Annotated in this window: 17 protein-coding genes; 5 read left to right on the forward strand and 12 right to left on the reverse strand. The window is 59.4% G+C overall.

Annotated features, from left to right (window positions below; translation table 11 throughout):
• Positions 1-204 precede the first annotated feature (204 nt).
• The 4 genes from ACQ4WZ_RS22505 to mnmG form a co-directional block, all read right to left on the reverse strand.
• Positions 205-1,089 (reverse strand): ParB/RepB/Spo0J family partition protein, encoded by an 885-nt coding sequence (locus ACQ4WZ_RS22505; RefSeq protein ID WP_101483361.1) that lies wholly within the window; start codon positions 1,087-1,089, stop codon positions 205-207.
• A 65-nt stretch (positions 1,090-1,154) separates the two neighbouring features.
• Positions 1,155-1,925, reverse strand: coding sequence for a ParA family protein (locus ACQ4WZ_RS22510; protein WP_046681849.1), 771 nt, complete (start codon positions 1,923-1,925; stop codon positions 1,155-1,157).
• A gap of 168 nt (positions 1,926-2,093) precedes the next feature.
• Positions 2,094-2,738 (reverse strand): 16S rRNA (guanine(527)-N(7))-methyltransferase RsmG, encoded by a 645-nt coding sequence (gene rsmG, locus ACQ4WZ_RS22515; RefSeq protein ID WP_101483360.1) that lies wholly within the window; start codon positions 2,736-2,738, stop codon positions 2,094-2,096.
• The gene (gene mnmG / locus ACQ4WZ_RS22520) at positions 2,735-4,672 is read right to left on the reverse strand and encodes a tRNA uridine-5-carboxymethylaminomethyl(34) synthesis enzyme MnmG (RefSeq protein ID WP_101483359.1); all 1,938 of its coding nucleotides are present in this window, start codon (positions 4,670-4,672) and stop codon (positions 2,735-2,737) included. Before mnmG ends, rsmG begins: the two co-directional genes overlap by 4 nt.
• Positions 4,673-4,989: 317 nt before the next feature.
• Here mnmG and ACQ4WZ_RS22525 point away from each other — a divergent pair, with 317 nt between their 5' ends.
• The 3 genes from ACQ4WZ_RS22525 (at position 4,990) to ACQ4WZ_RS22535 (ending at position 6,925) form a co-directional block, all read left to right on the forward strand.
• On the forward strand, positions 4,990-5,310 hold the full coding sequence (locus tag ACQ4WZ_RS22525) for a DMT family transporter (protein ID WP_101483358.1): 321 nt from the start codon (positions 4,990-4,992) through the stop codon (positions 5,308-5,310).
• An 11-nt stretch (positions 5,311-5,321) separates the two neighbouring features.
• Positions 5,322-5,681, forward strand: a complete 360-nt coding sequence (locus tag ACQ4WZ_RS22530; protein WP_101483357.1) for an NADH-quinone oxidoreductase subunit A — start codon at positions 5,322-5,324, stop codon at positions 5,679-5,681.
• A gap of 86 nt (positions 5,682-5,767) precedes the next feature.
• Positions 5,768-6,925 carry an iron-containing alcohol dehydrogenase gene (locus ACQ4WZ_RS22535; RefSeq protein ID WP_436574560.1) on the forward strand — a complete coding sequence of 386 codons (1,158 nt, stop codon included), beginning with the start codon at positions 5,768-5,770 and terminating at the stop codon, positions 6,923-6,925.
• Between the two features lie 57 nt (positions 6,926-6,982).
• On the opposite strand, the gene ACQ4WZ_RS22540 is transcribed toward ACQ4WZ_RS22535, so the two are convergent.
• The 7 genes from ACQ4WZ_RS22540 to ACQ4WZ_RS22570 form a co-directional block, all read right to left on the reverse strand.
• Positions 6,983-9,043 carry a 3-hydroxybutyrate oligomer hydrolase family protein gene (locus ACQ4WZ_RS22540; protein ID WP_436574561.1) on the reverse strand — a complete coding sequence of 687 codons (2,061 nt, stop codon included), beginning with the start codon at positions 9,041-9,043 and terminating at the stop codon, positions 6,983-6,985.
• A 76-nt stretch (positions 9,044-9,119) separates the two neighbouring features.
• Positions 9,120-10,100: a branched-chain amino acid ABC transporter permease gene (locus ACQ4WZ_RS22545; RefSeq protein ID WP_101483354.1), complete on the reverse strand. Its 981-nt coding sequence runs from the start codon at positions 10,098-10,100 to the stop codon at positions 9,120-9,122.
• A 31-nt stretch (positions 10,101-10,131) separates the two neighbouring features.
• Positions 10,132-11,016, reverse strand: a complete 885-nt coding sequence (locus ACQ4WZ_RS22550; protein WP_070288905.1) for a branched-chain amino acid ABC transporter permease — start codon at positions 11,014-11,016, stop codon at positions 10,132-10,134.
• Between the two features lie 166 nt (positions 11,017-11,182).
• Entirely contained in the window at positions 11,183-12,391 is a 1,209-nt protein-coding gene (locus tag ACQ4WZ_RS22555) for an ABC transporter substrate-binding protein (RefSeq protein WP_436574562.1), read from the reverse strand.
• A gap of 70 nt (positions 12,392-12,461) precedes the next feature.
• Positions 12,462-13,190, reverse strand: a complete 729-nt coding sequence (locus tag ACQ4WZ_RS22560; protein WP_101483352.1) for an ABC transporter ATP-binding protein — start codon at positions 13,188-13,190, stop codon at positions 12,462-12,464.
• Complete coding sequence (locus tag ACQ4WZ_RS22565; RefSeq protein ID WP_101483351.1) at positions 13,190-13,960, reverse strand: ABC transporter ATP-binding protein; 771 nt, start codon at positions 13,958-13,960, stop codon at positions 13,190-13,192. Before ACQ4WZ_RS22565 ends, ACQ4WZ_RS22560 begins: the two co-directional genes overlap by 1 nt.
• Positions 13,961-14,093: 133 nt before the next feature.
• On the reverse strand, positions 14,094-15,719 hold the full coding sequence (locus ACQ4WZ_RS22570; RefSeq protein ID WP_436574563.1) for a GMC family oxidoreductase: 1,626 nt from the start codon (positions 15,717-15,719) through the stop codon (positions 14,094-14,096).
• Between the two features lie 365 nt (positions 15,720-16,084).
• On the opposite strand from ACQ4WZ_RS22570, the gene ACQ4WZ_RS22575 reads away from it, so the two are divergent.
• Both ACQ4WZ_RS22575 and ACQ4WZ_RS22580 read left to right on the forward strand, forming a co-directional pair.
• Positions 16,085-16,417 (forward strand): hypothetical protein, encoded by a 333-nt coding sequence (locus ACQ4WZ_RS22575; RefSeq protein ID WP_436574564.1) that lies wholly within the window; start codon positions 16,085-16,087, stop codon positions 16,415-16,417.
• Between the two features lie 770 nt (positions 16,418-17,187).
• The gene (locus tag ACQ4WZ_RS22580; protein WP_436574565.1) at positions 17,188-17,964 is read left to right on the forward strand and encodes a 5'-methylthioadenosine/adenosylhomocysteine nucleosidase; all 777 of its coding nucleotides are present in this window, start codon (positions 17,188-17,190) and stop codon (positions 17,962-17,964) included.
• Between the two features lie 167 nt (positions 17,965-18,131).
• On the opposite strand, the gene putA is transcribed toward ACQ4WZ_RS22580, so the two are convergent.
• A complete protein-coding gene (putA, locus tag ACQ4WZ_RS22585; RefSeq protein ID WP_436574566.1) occupies positions 18,132-21,785 on the reverse strand; it encodes a trifunctional transcriptional regulator/proline dehydrogenase/L-glutamate gamma-semialdehyde dehydrogenase in 3,654 nt (1,217 codons plus the stop codon).
• Between the last annotated feature and the right edge of the window lie 56 nt (positions 21,786-21,841).

The following is a 21,841-nucleotide window of genomic DNA, read 5'->3' on the forward strand; positions in this document are numbered from 1 at the left end:
AGTCAAACGTTGCTGCACCGCAGCAGGGCGATTGCTGCGTGAAACTGACGCTTTACCGACTATTCGCCGCCATTTGCACCACTATATGGCAAAGTCGCTTGTCTGGCCGCTTCCAGCCGTGTTATCAAGGAATCACGTGGTGCATCTGGAAAGCATGGCCGGATTGTCCACACCCACACTTCCCATGTCTTTGCAGCTTGCTATTTAACCACGCAAGCGGGTCAACAAACCATCGAGCACGTCAAGATCGGCAAAATCGATCACTAATTGGCCACGGCCTTTGTTGCCCATCTTGAACACCACGGGCGTGGCCAGCGCATCGGACAACTCTTCTTCCAAGCGCGCGATGTCGCCGGACTTTTCCTTTTGCCGCGGTTCGACGGGGTTGGCCGCTTCTTCGGCGGTCCGCGTCACCAGCTTTTCCGTTTCGCGTACCGACAGGCGCTTGGCCACGACCTGGTTGGCCAGATTGATCTGGCTGGCCGCATCGACCGCCAGCAAGGCACGCGCATGGCCCATGTCGATATCGCCAGCCATCAGCATGGTCTGCACGGGACTTGCCAGGTTCATCAGGCGCAACAGGTTCGACACCGCGCTGCGCGAGCGTCCCAGCGCAGTGGCCGCTTGCTCATGCGTAAAATTGAAGTCGGCGATCAGGCGGTGGATGCCCTGCGCTTCTTCCAGCGGGTTCAGGTCTTCGCGCTGGATGTTCTCGATCAGCGCCATCGCGGCGGCGGCCAGGTCGTCCACATCGCGCACCAGCACCGGTACTTCCGTCAGGCCGGCCAACTGCGAGGCGCGGAAACGGCGCTCACCGGCAATAATTTCATATTTAACAAGTCCGCTCAGGGTGTCTTGCCCGATCGGACGCACCAGGATGGGCTGCATCAGTCCTTGCGCCTTGATCGAGGCGGCCAGTTCGTTCAGGGCCCCCTCGTCCATGCGCGTGCGCGGCTGGTACTTGCCAGCTTGCATTTGTGACACGGGCAAGCTGGAGGGTTGATGCGTGTCCGGACTGGCGAAGTCGCCGCCGCCACCCAGGAGGGCGTCGAGTCCGCGACCCAGTCCTTTTAATTTTTTCGTAGCCATGCTGTCCTAATCGTGTTTTCGGAGTAAGCGCTCACATTATTCCATGGGAGTCGCTCGCCCTTTGTTTACATATGTTTGATACGTTCGACCATCTCGGCGCCGAAGGCGATATACGCCTGGGCACCTTTCGAGCTCGGGTCGAAGGTCACTCCGGGCAGGCCGTACGATGGCGCTTCGGCCAGGCGGACATTGCGCGGGATGATGGTATTGAAGACCTTGTCGCCAAAGTGCTGCTCCAGCTGGGCCGACACTTGTTGCGATAATGTCATGCGTGGATCGAACATCACGCGCAAGAGACCGATGATCTTCAGATCCGGGTTCAGGTTGGCATGCACCTTCTTGATGGTGTTGACCAGGTCGGACAAGCCTTCCAGCGCGTAGTACTCGCACTGCATCGGGATGATCACGCCATGTGCGGCGCACAGGCCGTTCAGGGTCAGCATCGATAATGCCGGCGGACAATCAACGAGGATGAAATCGTATTCGCTGTCGACTTCGGCCAGCGCATCCTTCAGGCGGCGTTCGCGGTTGTCCAGTTCCACCATCTCGACTTCGGCACCTGCCAGTTCGCGGTTCGACGGCAAGACATCGAAGCGCCCCGCTTCCGAACGCTGGCGTGCCGTCTTGACATCGGACTCGCCCAACATGACTTCATAGGTGGACGCCTTCAAGCCGGCCTTGTTGATGCCGGCGCCCATGGTCGCATTGCCCTGCGGGTCGAGGTCGACCAGCAGCACGCGCTGGTTCAACTTGGCCAGACCGGCGGAGAGGTTGACGCTTGTTGTGGTTTTACCAACACCACCCTTTTGATTTGCTACACAAAAAATTTTGGCCATGTATCTTCTAGTTGTAAAGAGATGCAAACTTCATCGTGCGCCCCGGCATCCCGCCGAAACGATTTATACTATTTATTTCATTTATACGATACAAATCGTTTATACGGTTTATATTATTTATACCGCATAAACTGTTTATATGATTTATACCATTTAATTCAGCGGCCTTTAAATTCTTGCTATAAAGACCAGATGACGCTCTGCATTTAGCCCTGGCACCTGGATAGGCCGCAATTGTGTCACTTGCCAGTCTGCCGGCAGTCGCTCGCGCTCGTCTGGCGGTGCCACCCCTTTCAAGGCGATGAATTGCCCGCCCTCGGCCAGCACATGGTTCGACCAGTTGACGAAGTCGGACAGGTCAGCAAAGGCGCGCGAGGTAATCACGTCGAATTTCTGCTGCACTTCCAGCTGCTCCACACGCTTCGTGTACACGGTGACGTTGCTCAAGCCCAGTTCGGCCTTCACCTGCGTCAAAAATGCCGTCTTTTTATGCACGGTGTCGATCATCGACACTTGGATATCGGGCCGCGCGATGGCCAGTACCATGCCCGGCAAGCCGCCGCCGGCGCCCACGTCGAGTACATTTTTTGCATGAGCGAACGCCGGCACGGCCGCCAGCGAATCGAGTACGTGCAAGGTCAGCATCTGCAGCGGATCGCGCACCGACGTCAGGTTGTACACGCTATTCCATTTGGCCAGCAAGGCCAGGTAATCGAGCAGTTTTTCCGTCTGATCCGCGCTCAGGTCCAGCTCCAGCGCGGCGATGCCTTCATTCAAAATGGGGGCCAGTGCGGCCCGGTCAAACTGCTTCATTCAACAACCTCATCCTTTAAAGTGGTGGTCTGCGCGGCACCGAAGCCGCGCTTTTTCAAATGCACCAGCAGCAGCGAAATCGCCGCCGGCGTCACGCCGGAAATACGCGATGCCTGGCCCAGGGTTTCAGGGCGCTGTTTGTCGAGTTTTTGCCGCACTTCGACCGACAGCGCGCCGATATCGAGGTAGTTGAAACCGGCCGGCAGGGCCAGGTTTTCATAGTGTTCGTGTCGCTCGATTTCCTTGCTCTGGCGCTCGATGTAGCCCGCGTATTTGAGCTGGATTTCCACCTGTTCGCGCACGGCGGGGTCTTCCACGCCGGGGCCGGCCAGGGCCTGACCTTCCATGCCCGTCATGCTCATCAGGGTATCGTAGGCCACGTTCGGGCGGCACAGCAGGTCCGCCAGCGAGTATTCGCGCTCGATGGCTTGGCCGACGATACGTTCCGATTCGGCGGCCGCCAGGATGCGCGGATTGACCCAGGTGGAACGCAGGCGCTGCAGTTCCAGCGCCACCGCTTCGCGCTTCGTTTCGAAGGCTTGCCATTGGGCGTCGCCCACGCAGCCCAAAGTACGGCCGATTTCCGTCAGGCGCATGTCGGCATTGTCTTCGCGCAGGCTCAGGCGGTACTCCGCGCGGCTGGTGAACATGCGGTACGGTTCCTGCACGCCCTGGGTGATCAGATCGTCGACCAGCACGCCCAGATACGCCTCGGAGCGGCCCGGTACCCAGGCTTCCTTGTCCTGCGTCAGCAAGGCCGCATTCAGGCCCGCCAGCATGCCTTGCGCGGCCGCTTCTTCGTAGCCGGTGGTGCCGTTGATCTGGCCGGCAAAGAACAGGCCAGCCACGGCCTTCGTTTCCAGCGAGGCCTTCAAGCCGCGCGGGTCGAAGTAATCGTATTCGATGGCATAGCCGGGACGCAGGATGTGGGCGTTTTCCATGCCTTTCATCGATTGCACCAGGGCGATCTGTACGTCGAACGGCAGGCTCGTGGAGATGCCATTCGGATAGAACTCATGCGTCGTCAAACCTTCCGGTTCGAGGAAGATCTGGTGCGATTCCTTGCCCGAGAAACGGTGGATCTTGTCTTCGATGGAAGGGCAATACCGGGGACCCACGCCCTCGATGACGCCCGTGTACATGGGGCTGCGGTCCAGGCCGGCACGGATGATGTCGTGCGTCTGGCTATTCGTATGCGTGACCCAGCACGGCACCTGGCGCGGGTGCATGGCCGTGTTGCCCATGACGGAAAAGACGGGTACGGGATCGAGGTCGCCCGGCTGTTCCTGCATGACGGAAAAGTCGATTGTGCGGCCATCGATGCGCGGCGGCGTGCCCGTTTTCAAACGACCCTGCGGCAGTTTCAGCTCTTTTAACCGAGCCGAAAGCGAAATGGCAGGCGGGTCGCCGGCGCGGCCGGCCGAGTAGTTATTCAAGCCCACGTGGATCTTGCCATCGAGGAAGGTACCGGCCGTGAGCACCACGGCGCGGGCCAGAAACTTCAAGCCGATCTGCGTCACGGCGCCGACGACCCGGTCGCCTTCGACGATCAAATCATCGACGGCTTGCTGGAACAGCCATAAATTAGGCTGATTTTCCAGGCGCGTGCGGATGGCGGCTTTGTAAAGAAGCCGATCAGCCTGAGCGCGCGTGGCGCGTACTGCAGGGCCTTTCGACGAGTTCAGGATGCGGAACTGGATGCCGGATTCGTCGGTGGCAATCGCCATCGCGCCGCCCATGGCATCGACCTCCTTGACCAGGTGGCCCTTGCCGATGCCACCGATGGAGGGATTGCACGACATCTGGCCCAATGTCTCAATATTATGCGTGAGCAATAGCGTCTTCTGCCCCATGCGGGCGGAAGCGAGGGCCGCCTCGGTACCGGCGTGACCACCACCGACAACGATGACGTCGAATTCTGTAGGAAATAACATGATAAATAGGTAACAGTGCAAGTAAAAATGCGGGAAGAGAGCTCCGATTATAGAGTCTTTTTGCTAGCGCAACCTTCGTCGGGCCAATTTTTGCTTAATTTTTACTCAGCACGGGCGAGTAAACGGCGATTTCTGTTTCACGTGGAACACTCAACAAGCTCCAGGATGGGGCTGCAGTGTCCTGCAATGTTTGCTACAATTGCCGCATCGTCCGCAACCGTAGTCACGCCAGTGGCCATAGTGACGATCATCCAGGAGGACGGCCTCCCCCATCATGGGCACACACCGGGACGGCCCGCTCTGTATAAGGAGCCGCCATGGCCTGGATACTTTTACTCATTGCCGGCATGCTTGAAGTTGTGTGGGCATACTCGATGAAACTCTCCGAGAGTTTCACCAAACTGACTCCCTCCGTGATTACCGTGGTCATGATGATCGCCAGCTTCGGCTTGCTGTCGATTGCAATGCGCACCCTCCCCTTGGGCACGGCTTACACCATCTGGACCGGCATCGGCGCCGTCGGCGCCTTCATCGTCGGTATCGTGTTTCTGGGCGAGCAAATCAGCACCATGCGCGTGTGCGCCGCCGTCCTCATCGTGTGCGGCATCGTGCTGATGAAGCTGTCTTCCAGCCACTGAGAGGAACCCCCATGCTCCTCGAAAACTATTTTCCCGTCCTCCTGTTCATTCTGATCGGCATCCTGGTCGGCATCGTGCCCATGCTGCTGGGACGCGTGCTGGGTCCGCACAAGCCCGATCCGCACAAGCTGTCGCCGTACGAATGCGGCTTCGAAGCGTTCGGCGATGCGCGCATGAAGTTCGACATCCGCTTCTACCTGGTCGCCATCCTCTTCATCCTGTTCGATATCGAGGTGATCTTCCTGATGCCGTGGGCGGCCAACGTGAACGAACTCGGCTTGCCCGGCTTCTGGGCTGTCATGGGTTTTTTGAGTGTACTGGCCATCGGCCTGGCGTATGAATGGAAACGCGGCGCGCTGGAATGGGAATAGCCCGCGGCGTCTGGTTCCACGTGAAACATACGCAGGGCGGAAAAGCGGAGTAAGCTTGGCTTCTGTCCTTGTTGTCAGGAGTCTGCATGCCCGCCTTCCAGTTCCGCACCGTGCCGCACCTGATTATTGAAGCGGGCGCCGCCGCCCAGCTGGGCGCCCATATCGCCCATCACTTCCCCACGGTGCGCCGTGCCCTGCTCGTCACCGATGCAGGTTTTCTGCGCACGGGACTCGCCGATGCTCCGCTGCATAGTTTGCGAACGGCGGGTATCGACGTGCGTGTCTTTTCCGAGGTGCAAGCCGATCCGCCCGAAGCGATCGTGCTGGCCGGCGTCGCCCAGGCCCGGATGTTTCACGTGGAACTGATTATCGGTCTCGGTGGCGGCAGCTCGCTGGATGTGGCCAAGCTGGTGGCTGTACTGGCTCCCGGCCACCAGGATTTGGCGCAACTGTATGGCATCGGCAATGTCAACGGCCAGCGCCTGCCCCTGGTGCAATTGCCGACCACGGCCGGCACGGGCTCGGAAGTGACGCAGATCGCCATCGTCACCACGGGTGCCACCAGCAAGATGGGCGTGGTCGCGCCGCAACTGTATGCAGACCTGGCCATCCTCGACGCCAGCCTGACCCTGGGCTTGCCACCCGCCGTGACAGCCGCCACCGGCATCGATGCCATGGTGCACGCCATCGAAGCGTACACCAGCCGCCTGCTGAAAAATCCATTGTCCGATATGCTGGCCATGCAGGCGCTGTCACTGCTGTCCGGCAATCTGCTCACGGCCTGCCGCGATGGCAGCAACTTGCCGGCGCGCGAGGCCATGTTGCTCGGCGCCATGCTGGCCGGCCAGGCGTTTGCCAATGCCCCCGTGGCGGCCGTGCACGCGCTCGCTTATCCCATTGGCGGCATGTTCCACGTGCCACATGGCCTGTCGAATGCGCTGGTGTTGCCACACGTGCTGCGCTTCAATCTGCCCCACGCGGCGCCCCTGTATGCGCAACTGGCGGCCGTCGTGCAACCCGGCATCACGGGCAGCGAGGAAGCGCGCGCCGTGGCCCTGATCGACGCCATGCATGACATCGCCCTGGCGACAGGGATCGCGCGCACCCTGCGCGAGGTGGGCATCGCGGCCAGCGACCTGGATCGCCTGGCCGACGAGGCCATGCTACAGACGCGCTTGCTAGGCAACAATCCTCGGCCCGTCACGCGTCTTGATGCCCGCGCCATCTATGCGGCCGCGCTGTAAGCGCTCAAAAAAAAGCCACGTACTCGACGTGGCTCTCGGGCGATATGCAAACTGACGCTAGTTGGGCACATCCACTACCGTGCCCGTCACGCTGATCGCATTGCCAGCCGCAGGCGTTGCCGCTATCGCCGGCACGTTGACATTCGTGATCAAGGTCGACGCATCGGTACGCGTCACTGTGCGCACCACCTGCGAGGGCGGCAAGGCTTGCTTGGCAGACAAATGCGCATACATTGCGTCGAGTGCCCGGTTCAGGTACACATGCAAGGGCACGATCAGGGTCGGCAAGGCGCTGCTGAAGGAATCGAAGTGGTTGGCGTTGGTCACCTCGATATAGCGCAGTTTGCTATTCGTCCCTTCCACCGCTGCGTTCAATCCCAGGTAGGCGCGCGAGGCATGATTGACGGGAATCAGAGTATCGCTGCGTCCCTGCACGATGATGGCCGGTTTGGCTTGCAGTTTTCCGCTGGCCGCTACCTCGGCCATGCCCGCCCGCACGCGCACGCTCTGCCCGTCCAGGGTGCCCTGCAAGTTGGCGCCGCTGACGGCATCCTTGCCCGTCGCCAGGCTGCGCAGACACAGGAAGCCATCGAGCGACTGGTCCGCCAGACCGGTCGAGGGTGACACGCCGGCCGTGTAGCCCTTGGCGCCGCCCACGCTGTTCTCGTACACGACACTGCCAAGGATGCCGTTTTGCGCCGCAAAGCTGGCCGCCTTTTGCGCCGAAGTGAAAGCGACCGGATTGCCGCTGCCATCCGTCTGCGCAAACGTGAAACCGCACACCTTGTCCGTCACGGAAAATTTCCCATAGGCATAGGCATACGTGACGGCCACCAGGATATTCGTGCCCGCGTGCGCGGCTTGCAGCGGATCGGAGTCAAGCAACCAGCCATACGCGCGCAAGCGCTGCTTCGCATCCGCCTGCTGCGCCGCCAGGTCGGCGCCATTCAATAAGCCCTTGGCGACCAGCGCCGTGCAGCGTCCCGCATTGCCGGCCACGGAAGCGATGCACGGCTGGTACAGCGCCGCATAGGTGGCGTAGTCGTATAGCGCGCGGCCCGGATTGGCCAACTGCACCCCGCCCTGCCGCACGCTGTAGGCACTCGATGCCGCAGGCTGGACCTGCGGCTCGCTGGCGGCCACGCCACTGATCAAGCCCTTGCTATCCTGCTCCGCCGCCAGCAAGGCCGAGCCGGCACCGTTGGAAATGCTCGACGCGATCGTGATGGTGTTCTTCGGCGTCAGCCGCACGATGCGCGAACTGCCGTCGCGGGCCAGCACGCCATAGCGCTCGTTCAAGACGTAATACGCCATCTCGACCGCCTGCAAGGTCACCTTGCCCCAATCCTTCTCCGGGTTCTGCTGCGAGTGTGCATGCTTGAAGGCGATACGGTTCGGATAAGCGGCGGCCCAGGCCAGCCGGTCCGCGTCGTTCAAGTCGGGCACAAAGAGCGCACTCTTGCCGGCAGCCACCCTTCCCGCGCGCACGCCGTTCTGCAGATTGACGCTGTCGTCTTCAAACACATACAGCCCTGTGCCGGAACCCTTGTCCGCATATGCCACGGCGCAGCCCTTCTTCAGGCCCCATTCGCCCGAGCTGCCGATGGCGCCGTAGATGCCGCGCGAGCCACTCGACGTGCCCGTGACGATGCAGGCATGCTCGGGATCGAAGCTGGCCGGCACCTGCACCATCAAGGTGACATTCTTCTTGCCCGTGCCATCATCCGCATAGGCGATGTATTCACTGCCGGCCACCAGGCCCTCGCCCGTGCCCACGTTCCCCGACGCATCGACGTTCGGTCCGTACAGGGTGCCATAGCCGCTGTTGGCGGCAATGTCGAGCACGGCACGGTAATTGGCGTAGATTGCATTGCGGCGCAGTTCTGCCGGCGTCGGCTGCTCCGCATTCGCATACGCGGGCGCGACGCCCGCCAGCCCCGTCTTGCCCAGGCCGGCCGTGAGTAAATCATTGGTCTTGCCGTCGTAGTCGGCGCGCGCGATCGTGCCCAGATAACTGGGTATCTGATTCAGTTCTTCCGGTGCATGGTTGCTGCCGCAGGCTGCCAACGCCAGCAGGGTACACAGGCCGCTCCCCGTGCGCGTGATCGTCATTTGCATGGTGGTTCTCTCCGTTGAGGTAACAGTGGACGCACAATGAAAAACGCCGGACTATCCGTCCGGCGTTGCTTGAAAATCAGACAGCGGCCTTGGCGGCCCTGCCGCCGAAGCGCGCGATGGCTTCGCCGACGATGCCGCGCCGGAACAGCAGCACGCAGATGACGAAAATCACGCCAGTGACCATGCCCACCGATTCGCCCAGGGTGCCGAACCATTCGATGCCCGTGTGCGTGGCCAGATAGGTACCGACATCGCCCAGCTTGTTTTCCAGGGCGATGATCAGCACGGCGCCGAGGATGGGGCCCGCCATCGTGCCCATGCCGCCCACCAGTGTCATCAACACGACCAGGCCAGACATGCCCCAGTACACATCGGTCAGGGTTTCAAAGCCCAGCACCAGGGTCTTGGTGGCGCCGGCCAGGGCGGCCAGCGAAGCGGACAGCACGATGGCCATCAGCTTGTACTTGTTGACGTCGTAGCCCAGCGAGATGGCGCGCGGTTCGTTTTCCTTGATGGCCTTGAGCACTTGGCCGAACGGCGAGTGGATGGTGCGCACGATCAGGGCGAAGCCAGCGATGAAGATGGCCAGCACCACGTAGTACAGCACCGTGTCATTGCCCAGGTCTATCATGCCCAGCAAGGTTCCACGTGGAACACCCTGCAAGCCATCCTCGCCGCCCGTGAATGGCAGACGCAAGGCAAGGAAGTACACCATCTGCGCCAGTGCCAGGGTAATCATCGTAAAGTAAATACCTTGGCGGCGGATCGCCAGGCCGCCGATCACCAGGCCCAGCAGGGCACCCGTGGCGACGCCGGCCAGCAGACCCAATTCCGTCGGCCAGCCCCAGGTGCGCAGCGCGTAGCCGGTGACATAGCCGGCGCCGCCAAAGAAGGCCGCATGGCCAAACGACAGCAAGCCCGTGTAGCCGATCAGCAAGTTAAAGGCACAGGCAAACAGGGCAAAGCACAGCAACTTCATCAGGAAGACGGGATAGCCGTAAAACGGGGCCGCCAACGCCAGCAGCAAGGCAATGGCGTAGCCTACATTCTTATTCATCGTGGTAGCTCCAATACATGACTGATGAGGATTACTTTTCTTTGCCGAACAGGCCGGCGGGACGCAGCAGCAGCACGATGACCATCACCACGAAAACCACAGTGGCCGAGCCTTCCGGGTAGAACACGCGGGTCAGGCCCTCGATCACGCCCAGGCCCAGGCCCGTCAGGATGGAGCCCATGATGGAACCCATGCCGCCGATCACCACTACGGCAAACACGACGATGATCAGGTTCGAGCCCATCAGCGGGGAAACCTGAATGATGGGCGCGGCCAGCACACCGGCGAAACCGGCCAGCGCCACGCCGAAGCCAAACGTCAACGTCACCATCAGCGGCACGTTGATGCCGAACGCTTCTACCAGTTTCGGGTTTTCCGTGCCGGCCCGCAGGTAGGCGCCCAGCTTGGTTTTTTCGATGACGAACCACGTGGCGAGGCACACGGAAAGCGAGGCGATCACCACCCAGGCGCGGTAGTTCGGCAAAATCATGAAGCCCAGGTCCGTCGCGCCGGCCAGCGCTTCCGGCACGGCATACGGCTGGCCCGAAACGCCATAGAAGGAGCGGAACACGCCTTCCATGATCAGGGTGATGCCGAAGGTCAACAGCAAGCCATACAGGTGGTCGAGTTTATACAACCAGCGCAGCATGGTCTTTTCGATCAGGATGCCGACCAGGCCAACGAGGATAGGGGCGATGACCAGCATAGCCCAGTAATTGATGTCGAAATAGCTGAGGCCCATCCAGGCCAGGAAGGCGCCCATCATATACATGGCGCCGTGCGAGAAATTAATGACATTGAGCAAGCCGAAGATGACGGCCAGACCGAGGGACAACATGGCATAGAACGAGCCGTTGACGAGACCCAGCAGCAGCTGGCTCATCATCGCTTGTAATGGAACGCCGAAAATTTCCATGGCATCACAGTATAAAAAGCACCGCCGGGTAGCGGTGTGGTATCAAGGGAAACACGCCACCGCAGACCGGACTGGTGCGGCGGCGCAAGGCGAACCCTGCAAGCGAAGAGCATGCAGGACAGATCGCCCGCGCAGCGGCGGGCGATCCGCAGGTATGGCTACAGCGTTACTTCCACAGTGAACACTTCGATTCAGCCTTGGTCACATAGGCTTGCGTACCGGACACGGTGGCAACCACCTTGTAGTAATCCCATGGGTATTTCGACTCGGATGGCTTCTTCACTTCCATCAAATACATATCGTGCACCATGCGGCCATCAGGGCGCACTTCGCCATTCTGGGTAAACATGTCGTTGATCTTGGTCTTTTTCAGATACGCCATGACTTTCTCGGTGTCATCCGTGCCGATCGCCTTGACGGCTTTCAGGTAGTTCGCCGCGGCCGAATAGTCGGCTGCCTGCAGCATCGACGGCTCTTTCTTCATCTTGGCGAAATAGCGTTTCGACCAGGCGCGCGTTTCCGCATTCAAGTCCCAGTACCAGCCGTCGGTCAGGTACATGCCTTGCGTCAGGTTCAAGCCCAGCGAATGGATGTCGTTGATGAAGATCAGCAAGCCGGCCAGCTTCATCGATTTCGTCAGGCCGAACTCGTTGGCCGCCTTGATGCTGTTGATGGCGTCGCCGCCCGCATTGGCCAGGCCCAGGATTTGCGGCTTGGCTGCCTGCGCCTGCAGCAGGAAGGAAGAAAAATCCGAGGCGCCCAGCGGATGCTTGACGCTGCCCAGCACCTTGCCGCCAGCCGCCTTGACGACCTCGGCCGTGTCCTTTTCCAGCGAATGCCCAAACGCGTAGTCGGCCGTCATGAAATACCAGCTCTTGCCGCCCTGCTTGACGATGGTGCCGCCCGTACCGCGCGCCAGCGCCACAGTGTCGTAGGCGTAATGCACGGTGTAAGGAGTACATTCTTCATTTGTCAGGCGCGAGGAGCCGGCGCCGATGGCAATAAAAATTTTCTTCTTTTCCGCCGCCACCTTGGCCATGGCCAGGCTGGCGCCGGAATTGGTGCCGCCGATCAGCATGTCGACGCCTTGCTGGTCGAACCATTCACGCGCCTTCGAGGCAGCGATGTCGGCCTTATTTTGATGGTCTGCGGAAATGAATTCCACCTTCTTGCCGGCCAGTACCACGCCGGCATCGGCGATCGCCATCTTGATGGCTTCCGCGCCACCGAGGCCGTCGACGTCGGAATACACGCCCGACATGTCGGAGATAAAACCGATCTTGATGGTGTCGCCCGACACCTGGGCGTGCGCGGCAGCGGAAAAGCCCAGTGCGCAAAGAGTGGCGGTGGCAATGGCGATAGCGTTACGTTTCATAGAGTCTCCGTTGGGATTATTGTTTGCTATTTAAACGATTGCTCGACGACGATACGGAACTACATGGGCATTACACGCCAAGCAGCTCGGTCAATACCGGCATCTTGGCTTCCAGTTCGGATGCAGCAAAAGTCTCGACGATCTGACCGTGCTCCATCACATAAAACCGGTCTGCCAGCGGTGCGGCAAACCGGAAATTCTGTTCCACCATGACGATGGTGTAACCCTTTGCTTTGAGGGTGGTAATCATGCGCGCCAGCCCTTGCACGATGACGGGCGCCAGGCCTTCGGAAATTTCATCGAGCAGCAGCAGGCGCGCGCCCGTGCGCAGGATGCGCGCCACGGCCAGCATCTGCTGTTCCCCGCCCGACAATCGCGTGCCCTGGCTATGGCGACGTTCCTGCAAATTCGGGAACATGGCATAGATTTCCTCCACTGACATGCCCTTCTCGCCACTGGCCAGGGTCGGTGGCAGCATCAGGTTTTCCTCCGTCGACAGCGATGAAAAAATGCCGCGCTCTTCGGGACAATACCCGATGCCCAGGTGGGCGATTTTGTGCGTGGGCAAACCTATCGCTTCGACGCCGTTGACTTTGATGGAGCCCGTGCGCGCCCCCGTCAAGCCCATGATGGCGCGCAAGGTGGTCGTGCGTCCGGCGCCGTTGCGGCCCAGCAAAGTTACCACTTCGCCCTGCTCCACTTTCAAATTCACGTCATGCAAGATGTGCGATTCGCCATACCAGGTGTGCAGTTGTGCAATTTCCAGCGCGGGTGCGCTGCCATTCACTTGTGTCGTCATCAATGCGCCCCTTCGAGCTCGGCGTGGGTGGTGCCCATGTACGCTTCCATCACTTGCGGGTTGCGCGACACTTCCGCGTAACTGCCTTCGGCCAGCATGGCGCCGCGCTGCAGGACGGAAATCTTGTCGCAGATGCCGGAGACCACGCTCATATTGTGTTCCACCATCAAAATCGTGCGGCCAGCCGAGACCTTCTTGATCAGTTCCGTCACACGGTGCACGTCTTCGTGGCCCATGCCCTGCGTCGGCTCGTCAAGCAGCATCATTTCCGGCTCCATCGCCAAAGTGGTGGCAATTTCCAGCGCCCGCTTGCGTCCATACGGCATGTCGACCGTGATGGTGTCGGCAAACTCCGTCAGGTCGACTTCGGCCAGCAAGGCCATGGCGCGGTCGTTGAGCTGGTTCAGGGAACGCTCACTTTGCCAGAAATGGAATGAGGTGCCCAATTGGCGCTGCAAGCCGATGCGCACGTTTTGCAGCACGGACAAATGCGGGAAGACAGCGGAAATCTGAAAGGAACGGATCACGCCCATGCGGGCGATCTGGGCCGGTTTGGCGGCCGTGATGTCTTTTCCATTGAACAGGATCTGCCCGGAAGTGGGGACCAGGAATTTGGTGAGCAAGTTGAAACACGTGGTCTTGCCGGCGCCGTTAGGACCGATCAAGGCGTGGATATGGCCCCGCTCTACCTGCAGGTTCACCTCGCTCACTGCGGTGAAACCCTTGAATTCCTTGGTCAAATTTCTTGTTTCCAAGATTACGTTTGACATCGTGTCTCCTAGTTGTACTTTTTGTACTACTTAGTCATTTTTATAATACACAACTTAAATTTAACGCACAATACAGTATAACTACGGGGATTTTTCGCCAGCCAGAATGGCGCAAACCTGGGCTTTGACGCAGTCATTTCCAGGCCGCATGTATCATTTGCGCCGCTTTTTCCGCGATCATCACGGTGGGCGAGTTCGTATTACCAGAAGTAATGTAGGGCATGATGGAGGCATCGACGACGCGCAAGCCGGCCACGCCGAGCACGCGCAGCTGGCTGTCGACGACGCTCGATGCATCGCTGGCCAGGCCCATGCGGCAGGTACCCACGGGGTGAAAAATGGTGGTGCCAATCTGACTGGCCGCCTGCGCCAGTTCTTCCTCGCTCTGGAATTGCACGCCAGGCTTGTATTCCTGCGGCGCAAATTTTTTCAGGGCCGGCGCGGCGGCGATGGCCCGCGTCAGGCGCAGGGCGTCAGCTGCGACGGCGCGGTCCTGCTGCGTACTGAGGTAATTGGGCACGATGTCAGGCGCCGCATAGCTGTCGGCCGACGCGATGTGCACGTGGCCACGCGAGGTGGGGCGCAGGTTGCAGACGCTGGCCGTAAATGCGGGAAACGCGTGCAGCGGCTCGCCGAATTTGTCCAGCGACAGCGGTTGCACATGGTATTGCAGGTTCGGCGTGGCTTGCTGCGGGTCGGACTTGGCAAACGCGCCCAGCTGCGACGGCGCCATTGACATGGGCCCGCTCTGGAACAGCGCGTATTGCAAGCCTATCTGCATCTTGCCGACGATATTGCTGGCCATCACGTTCAAGGTCTTGACGCCCTGTACTTTAAAGACCATGCGCAGCTGCAAATGATCCTGCAAATTGCCTCCCACGCCGGCGGCATCGAGCACGGGAACGATGCCATGCTGCTGCAGCAAGGCGGCCGGGCCGATGCCGGACAATTGCAGCAATTGGGGAGAACCGATGGCCCCCGCCGTCAGCAAGGTTTCCCGTTTGGCCGTCGCCTGCCACTGTGTACCGCCGCCCGTAAACACGATTCCCGTGCAGCGCGGTCCCGTTTCCGTCGTTTCCAGCAGCAGACGTTCCACGTGGCAACCCGTCATGATGGTCAGATTCGGACGCCGCGCGGCCGGTTTCAAAAACGCTTTCGAGGTATTCCAGCGTATGCCGCGGCGTTGATTGACGTCGAAATACGCGCTGCCGCTATTGTCGCCTCCATTGAAATCGCTGGTTTTCGGAATGCCGACCTGCTGCGCCGCATCGCGGAAAGCATTCAAAATATCCCAGGACAGCCGCTGTTTTTCCACGCGCCATTCCCCGCCAACACCATGGTTTTCCGAGGCGCCGCCGTAGTAATCCTCGCTTTGCTTAAATAACGGCAAGACTTTGTCCCAGCGCCAGGACACATCGTCCGTCAGGTCGGCCCAGTGGTCGTAATCGCCGGCCTGGCCCCGCATATAGATCATGCCGTTGATGGAAGAACTGCCTCCCAGCACTTTGCCGCGCGGATACATCAAGCTGCGCCCGCCCAATCCCGCGTCTGCCTGCGTGGAATACAGCCAGTCCGTGCGGGGATTGCCGATGCAATGCAGATAGCCGACGGGGATGTGGATCCACACGTAATCGTCCTTGCCGCCCGCTTCCACGAGCAAAACGTTGGCATCCTTGTCGCGTGTGAGCCGGTTGGCCAGCACGCAACCTGCCGTGCCGCCACCCACGATGATGTAGTCGTATTCGCCTGCTGATTCCAATGAAGCTCCTTTCGGTATGCCATCAAGCTGTCGCGCGGTGTGTCTCCCCACCGCGTCCCGTTACCAGAGTCTGTCTTTCTTCACGCATGCATTGCTGTTGAGCCACATTGAGATTACCACCAGTGCCGGACCAGGGCGACATTAATCGTGGCAAGCGGTACGAGCAAGCGTCGCGGCACGCTAAAAAGCAGGGTAAAACAGGGGCTGCAAGCTGTGGATAACCGTATGGATATCCACAGGGACGATATGTGCGTAAACGAAAAAATTTTTCAGCGACGTTTTTTTGTCCAGAAACCATCCCAGGCAGATACAACGCTTACTCAGCGCTTATCCGTACGCCAAGCGATTGTTTACAAGGACAAATCATGACTTATCCACAGAAGATGTCACCGTTAACTACTATTACTATTCTTGTATACGAACTTATTAAGGTAAACCCGACAACGCGCACTTTGCTTGCCGTCCGCCGTCAACAACATCGGCAAGCCTCTCGTCAAAAAAAAGCCGGCAAGCTGCCCATGCTGTCAAAAAAAAAATCCAGCCAACAACTGAGCGACGAAAACCGGCACGGTCGGCATCACGCACACAGCACTGCCAAACCGTTGTGCAAAATGCAAACGTCAACAAACCTGATCAGGCACAGGGCCAGCAGGCGATTCGATGTCGAAAAAGGGGAAATTTACAACGATTGTGGATAAGTCACTTGATATCCACAGGATGACTTGTGAGTAAACACGAAGTTATGCGCAGGCCCGCATTTTATACAATTTTGCTCCTCGCGTGATACAGCGATTATGCACGCTTTATTTTGCGCGTAAACGGTTGATCCTGTTGAAAAAAAGGGAGTTATCCACAGAAAAAACCGCGTTTACTATTACTACTATTTTTATATATAGATCTATTGTAAACCGATAAAAAAAGCGGAACTCCGGAGATATTTCCAAAAAAGCATGCATGAAGCGTCAAAAAAAAGCCAACGACGACATCAAGACCCACTGCCAAACCGTCTGCCAGGAATCACCTCGATGCCAGCATGCGCGAAAGAACAACATTCGTGGTCACTCAAGTTTGATTGGCAAACCAAGAACAATGCATGCACAGCACGTTAACCATGCCACTACAGCAAGAAAATCCGTGATTTCTGTTAGCCACTGTGGATAAGTGCCTGCATATCCACAGGATGAGATGTGGGAAAAGTCGATCTTTGTCCACAGCTCAATTTTTATCCCAAACAAGTCCTCGCTGGATACAATGCTTGTGCGCCTACTTTTTTGTACGCTAAGTCGATGATTTTTCGACGGTATACCGACTTATCCACAAAAAAATGGCCGTTTACTATCACTACTATTTTTATGTATACATCTTTATTTAAAACACAGAGACAAACGCGAACGGTGGAAAAGTCACCGAAATGGCTGTTTTCACCGTACAAACCGTCTTGCAATCCCAAGAAACCTGTAAAAACAGCATGAATTCACACAAAAAAATGCGTTTAGGCATCATCAGTGCCTTGCACGAAGAACAGCAGGGGCTGGTAGAAGCCATGCAAGGCCCCCAGAGGCGTTCGCACGGCATGCGCGACTACACCCTGGGGACCCTGTGGAATATCGACGCTGTGTGCGTCCTGTCGCGTCTGGGCAAGGTTGCCGCTGCCATGACAGCTTCCATCCTTGTGGAAAAGTACGGAGTTACCCACATCGTCTTTACTGGCGTGGCCGGCAGCGGGGATAAACAGGTGAAAGTCGGGGATATCGTGGTGGCCGAAGCATTGTTGCAACACGATATGGACGCCCGTCCCTTGTTTCCCCGCTTCGAAGTGCCGTTGACGGGACTGCAGCGCTTCGCCACGGACCTGGAACTGAGCACGCAACTGGCAGCTGCTGCGGAAGATTTCCTGCGTGATGATGTTTCCAGCGTGCTGAAGGCGTCCGATATCGTGCAATTTGGCTTGCAGCATGCGCAAGTCCACCGTGGTCTGATCGCCAGCGGCGACCAGTTCATCAGCAGCGCCGCGCATATGAACCAGCTGAAAGCGGATATTCCCGATTTGCTGGCCGTCGAAATGGAAGGCGCCGCCGTGGCGCAAGTGTGTTTTGAACTGGGCGTGCCATTTACCGTCATGCGCACCATTTCCGACAACGCCAACGAAGAGGCCGCCGTCGACTTCATGCGTTTCGTGCAGACCGTCGCCTCGCCGTACGCGTTTACGGTGATTCAGCAGCTATGCCAGCGCCTGGCTGCTTGATCCTTAAACTGGCGGTGCATAAAAAAAGGGCAGAACCACTGGTTCTGCCCTTCTTATTTCAAAACAAAGGAGCCTGAAAAATGTTCAGGGCCAGGCGCATTGCCGCAGGCAGTACGAATGTACGGTCAGGCAAGGCAACAACGCCATGGACTTTTTCTCAGGATCCTTTAGACACTCAGCATCATTAAACTTGCATTTCCGCCTGCTGCCGTTGTATTCACGCACAGCGCGCGCTCAGCGACCAGACGCCACAGGGGGATGACACCCTCCTGCGTGGTGGCGATAGTGCTCACCAGGGCCCCTTCCCGGGCCGCCAGCAGCGGTTTGAGCTGGCCATCGAGGCCAGGCTCGATCATGGCGATCTGGAAATCATGCTGGACCGCATCCAGGCTGCTGACGACCTGGATGCGGTCCTTCAGCGCTGCCGGCAAGTCGCCCGGGATCAGATCCAGCGCCTGCGCCAGCACCAGGGCCAGGTTGCCGGTGGCCAGGACTGCTGCCAGCTGGTTCATCAAGGTGCCGGAGGTGGCCGCCGCGCACAAAATCGTGCCGCGTGCGGCAAAGCTCAGGGTATTGCGCTCGCCGGTCGGGCCTGGCAAGACAGTGGTGCTACCCAGCAAAGTCGTGCGCGCGTATTCCTGCGCCAGTTGCTCGACCTTGTCGTGGCCATGCATCTTCGCCCACACGGTCAGCGCGTCGAGCGCTGGCGGCGCCTGACGCTGGTGCTGCGTGCCGGGCGCCGCATTGCGCTGCAGGCGTTTCAGGTACAGGGGCCCGCCCGCCTTGGGACCAGTTCCCGATTTGCCTTCGCCGCCGAACGGCTGCACGCCGACGACGGCGCCGACGATGTTGCGGTTCACATAAATATTGCCCACGTGGGCGCGCTTGGTGATGAAATCGATGGTTTCATCGATGCGCGTATGGATGCCCAGGGTCAAACCGTAACCGCTGTCGTTGATCGATTGCACCAGTTGCGGCAATTCGGAGCGCTTGTAGCGGATCACGTGCAGCACGGGACCGAAGACTTCTTGTGTCAATTGCGCCAGCGACTTGATTTCCAGCACGGTCGGGGCGACGAACGTGCCTTTGACGGTGGGCAAATCGAGCGAATAATGGTCGATAGCCACGGTTTTCATCTTGTTGATGTGCGCCAGCAGATTGCTTTGCGCTTCCGCATCGATGACGGGACCGATATCGGTGGCCAGGCGGTCAGGATTGCCAACGCGCAATTCCTGCATGGCGCCCTTGAGCATGTGGATGGTCTTGTCGGCGATTTCCGTTTGCAGGAACAGCACGCGCAAGGCCGAGCAACGCTGGCCGGCGCTGTCAAAGGCCGACGACATCACGTCCTGGACCACTTGTTCCGGCAAGGCGGACGAATCGACGATCAGTGCATTCTGGCCGCCCGTTTCGGCGATCAGTGGAATGTCGATACCTTCAGCCACGGCCCTCGCGGCCAGGTTGCGGTTGATCAATTGCGCCACTTCAGTCGAGCCCGTGAAAATCACGCCTTTCACGCGCGCGTCATTGCACAGGCCGGCGCCAACGATTTCGCCGCTACCGGGCAAAAATTGCAGCGCGCCCCGCGGCACGCCCGCCGCATGCAGCAGTTGCACGGCGCGGTGGGCGATCAGCGGTGTTTGCTCGGCCGGCTTGGCCAGCACCACGTTGCCTGCCGACAGCGCGGCGGCCAGCTGGCCCGTAAAAATGGCCAACGGGAAATTCCACGGGCTGATGCAGGTGACGGGACCGAGGGCCAGGGTAGCCGGCGCGTGTTCCACCTGCGCCGCGTAATAGCGCAGGAAGTCGACGGCTTCGCGGATTTCCGCGATCGCGTTCGGCAAGGACTTGCCCGCCTCACGCACGGCCAGGGCCATCAGCTCGATATGGTGCTCTTCGAACAGGTCGGCCGCGCGTTGTAATGCTTGTGCGCGGATCGACGGTTCCGTTGTTTGCCAGTCCATGGCGTAAGCGCTGGCGCTGGCCAGCGCCGTTTCCACGTCGGCCGGACCGGCTTCCATGACTTTGCCCACGACATCGTCGTGCTGGGCCGGATTGTGCAGCATGTGCGCGGGGCCATTCAGGCTGACGGCGCCGTCGATCAGCGGCGCTGCCTGCCATTGCTGCTGCTGCGCCAGGCCGGTGGCCAGGGTGCGCAAGGTGTCTTCATTCGACAGGTCCAGGCCGGCCGAGTTCTTGCGCTCGCTGCCAAACATGTCCAGTGGCAGTGGAATCGAGGGGTGCGGCAAGCCGCCCTGCAGGCGCGCCAGCTCCAGGGGGTCGCGGATCAGGCTATCGATGGCCACGCTTTCGTCGACGATCTGGTTGACGAACGACGAGTTGGCGCCGTTTTCCAGCAAGCGGCGCACCAGGTAGGCCAGCAGGGTTTCGTGCGAGCCGACGGGAGCGTAGATGCGGCACGGCTTGTCCAGGTTGTCGGGGCCGACGACCTGGTCGTACAGGGTTTCGCCCATGCCGTGCAGGCACTGGAATTCGTAGTCGGTAATGCCATCGCGCTTCGCCCAGGTATAAATGGTCGACAGGGTTTGCGCGTTGTGCGTGGCAAATTGTGGATAGATCAGGCTGCTGGCAGCCAGCAGTTTTTGCGCGCACACGAGGTAAGAGACGTCCGTGTAAACCTTGCGCGTGTAGACGGGATAGCCTTCCTGGCCATCGACTTGCGCACGTTTGACTTCCGCATCCCAGTACGCGCCCTTGACCAGGCGCACCATGAACTTGCGGCCGCTGCGGCGCGCCAGGTCGATCAGGAAATCGATGGCGAAGGGGCAGCGCTTTTGATACGCCTGCACCACGTAGCCGATGCCGTCGAAGCCGGCCAGGTCCGCATCGAAGGCCAGTGCTTCCATCAGGTCGAGCGACAGTTCCAGGCGGTCTGTTTCTTCCGCATCGATGTTGAAGCCGATGTTGTACTGTTTGGCCAGCAGCAGCAGCGCTTTGACTTTCGGCAGCAATTCTTCCATGACGCGGGCGCGCTGGGCGCGGCTGTAGCGCGCGTGCAGGGCCGACAGTTTCACGGAAATGCCGGGGCCGTTGCGAATGCCGCGCCCGTTCGAGGCCTTGCCGATGGCATGGATTGCCGTTTCGTATGAGGCGTAGTAATTGGCCGCATCCTGCTGTGTCAGGGCAGCCTCGCCCAGCATGTCGTACGAGTAACGGTAGCCGCGCGTTTCATTCTCGCGGCTGTTTTTCAACGCTTCCTCGATGGTCTGGCCCGTCACGAACTGGTTGCCCAGCATGCGCATGGCCAGGTCGACGCCCTTGCGTATCAGCGGTTCGCCGCCCTTGGCGATGAGCTTGGTCATGGCCGAACCGAGGCCCGATTCGCTGCTGGTACTGACCAGTTTTCCCGTGATCAGCAAGCCCCAGGTGGCGGCATTGACGAACAGTGACGGCGATTCGCCCAGATGCTTGCGCCAGTCGCCCTTGCTGATTTTGTCGGCGATCAGGCGGTCGGCCGTTTGACTGTCGGGTATACGCAACAGCGCTTCAGCCAGACACATCAATGCAACACCCTCTTCCGACGACAGCGAGAACTCGTGCATCAGTGCATCGACGCCCGATGCGCGCGTGCGTTTTTGGCGCACGTTCGAGACCAGGCGGTGCGCCAGCGCTTGTCCCTCGGCCGTCGTTTCGGTACTGCTGGGGCGGACTTGTTGCAACAGCCATTGCACGGCTGAAACCTCATCGCGCCTATAGGCGGCGGTGATGGCGGCGCGTTGTGGTGTCGCTTCGGGCAGGATTTCCGCCTGGAACGCAGCAAAAGGAATCGGGGTAAAAGCCGAGGGGCCTGCAGGGTGCATAAGTGCTCTTTACAAGGAAAAAGGGGACGAAAACTGACGTAATTCTTGCTCTTTTT

Origin of the sequence: Janthinobacterium darwini (genome assembly GCF_051380905.1) — a bacterium.
Classification (GTDB): domain Bacteria; phylum Pseudomonadota; class Gammaproteobacteria; order Burkholderiales; family Burkholderiaceae_D; genus Janthinobacterium.

Bases quoted from the DNA above. Each gene is read 5' to 3' on its own strand.
- ACQ4WZ_RS22505 (WP_101483361.1), bottom strand. From the start codon at position 1,089: ATGGCTACGAAAAAATTAAAAGGACTGGGTCGCGGACTCGACGCCCTC.
- ACQ4WZ_RS22510 (WP_046681849.1), bottom strand. From the start codon at position 1,925: ATGGCCAAAATTTTTTGTGTAGCAAATCAAAAGGGTGGTGTTGGTAAA.
- rsmG (WP_101483360.1), bottom strand. From the start codon at position 2,738: ATGAAGCAGTTTGACCGGGCCGCACTGGCCCCCATTTTGAATGAAGGC.
- mnmG (WP_101483359.1), bottom strand. From the start codon at position 4,672: ATGTTATTTCCTACAGAATTCGACGTCATCGTTGTCGGTGGTGGTCAC.
- ACQ4WZ_RS22525 (WP_101483358.1), top strand. From the start codon at position 4,990: ATGGCCTGGATACTTTTACTCATTGCCGGCATGCTTGAAGTTGTGTGG.
- ACQ4WZ_RS22530 (WP_101483357.1), top strand. From the start codon at position 5,322: ATGCTCCTCGAAAACTATTTTCCCGTCCTCCTGTTCATTCTGATCGGC.
- ACQ4WZ_RS22535 (WP_436574560.1), top strand. From the start codon at position 5,768: ATGCCCGCCTTCCAGTTCCGCACCGTGCCGCACCTGATTATTGAAGCG.
- ACQ4WZ_RS22540 (WP_436574561.1), bottom strand. From the start codon at position 9,043: ATGCAAATGACGATCACGCGCACGGGGAGCGGCCTGTGTACCCTGCTG.
- ACQ4WZ_RS22545 (WP_101483354.1), bottom strand. From the start codon at position 10,100: ATGAATAAGAATGTAGGCTACGCCATTGCCTTGCTGCTGGCGTTGGCG.
- ACQ4WZ_RS22550 (WP_070288905.1), bottom strand. From the start codon at position 11,016: ATGGAAATTTTCGGCGTTCCATTACAAGCGATGATGAGCCAGCTGCTG.
- ACQ4WZ_RS22555 (WP_436574562.1), bottom strand. From the start codon at position 12,391: ATGAAACGTAACGCTATCGCCATTGCCACCGCCACTCTTTGCGCACTG.
- ACQ4WZ_RS22560 (WP_101483352.1), bottom strand. From the start codon at position 13,190: ATGACGACACAAGTGAATGGCAGCGCACCCGCGCTGGAAATTGCACAA.
- ACQ4WZ_RS22565 (WP_101483351.1), bottom strand. From the start codon at position 13,960: ATGTCAAACGTAATCTTGGAAACAAGAAATTTGACCAAGGAATTCAAG.
- ACQ4WZ_RS22575 (WP_436574564.1), top strand. From the start codon at position 16,085: ATGACTTATCCACAGAAGATGTCACCGTTAACTACTATTACTATTCTT.
- ACQ4WZ_RS22580 (WP_436574565.1), top strand. From the start codon at position 17,188: ATGAATTCACACAAAAAAATGCGTTTAGGCATCATCAGTGCCTTGCAC.
- putA (WP_436574566.1), bottom strand. From the start codon at position 21,785: ATGCACCCTGCAGGCCCCTCGGCTTTTACCCCGATTCCTTTTGCTGCG.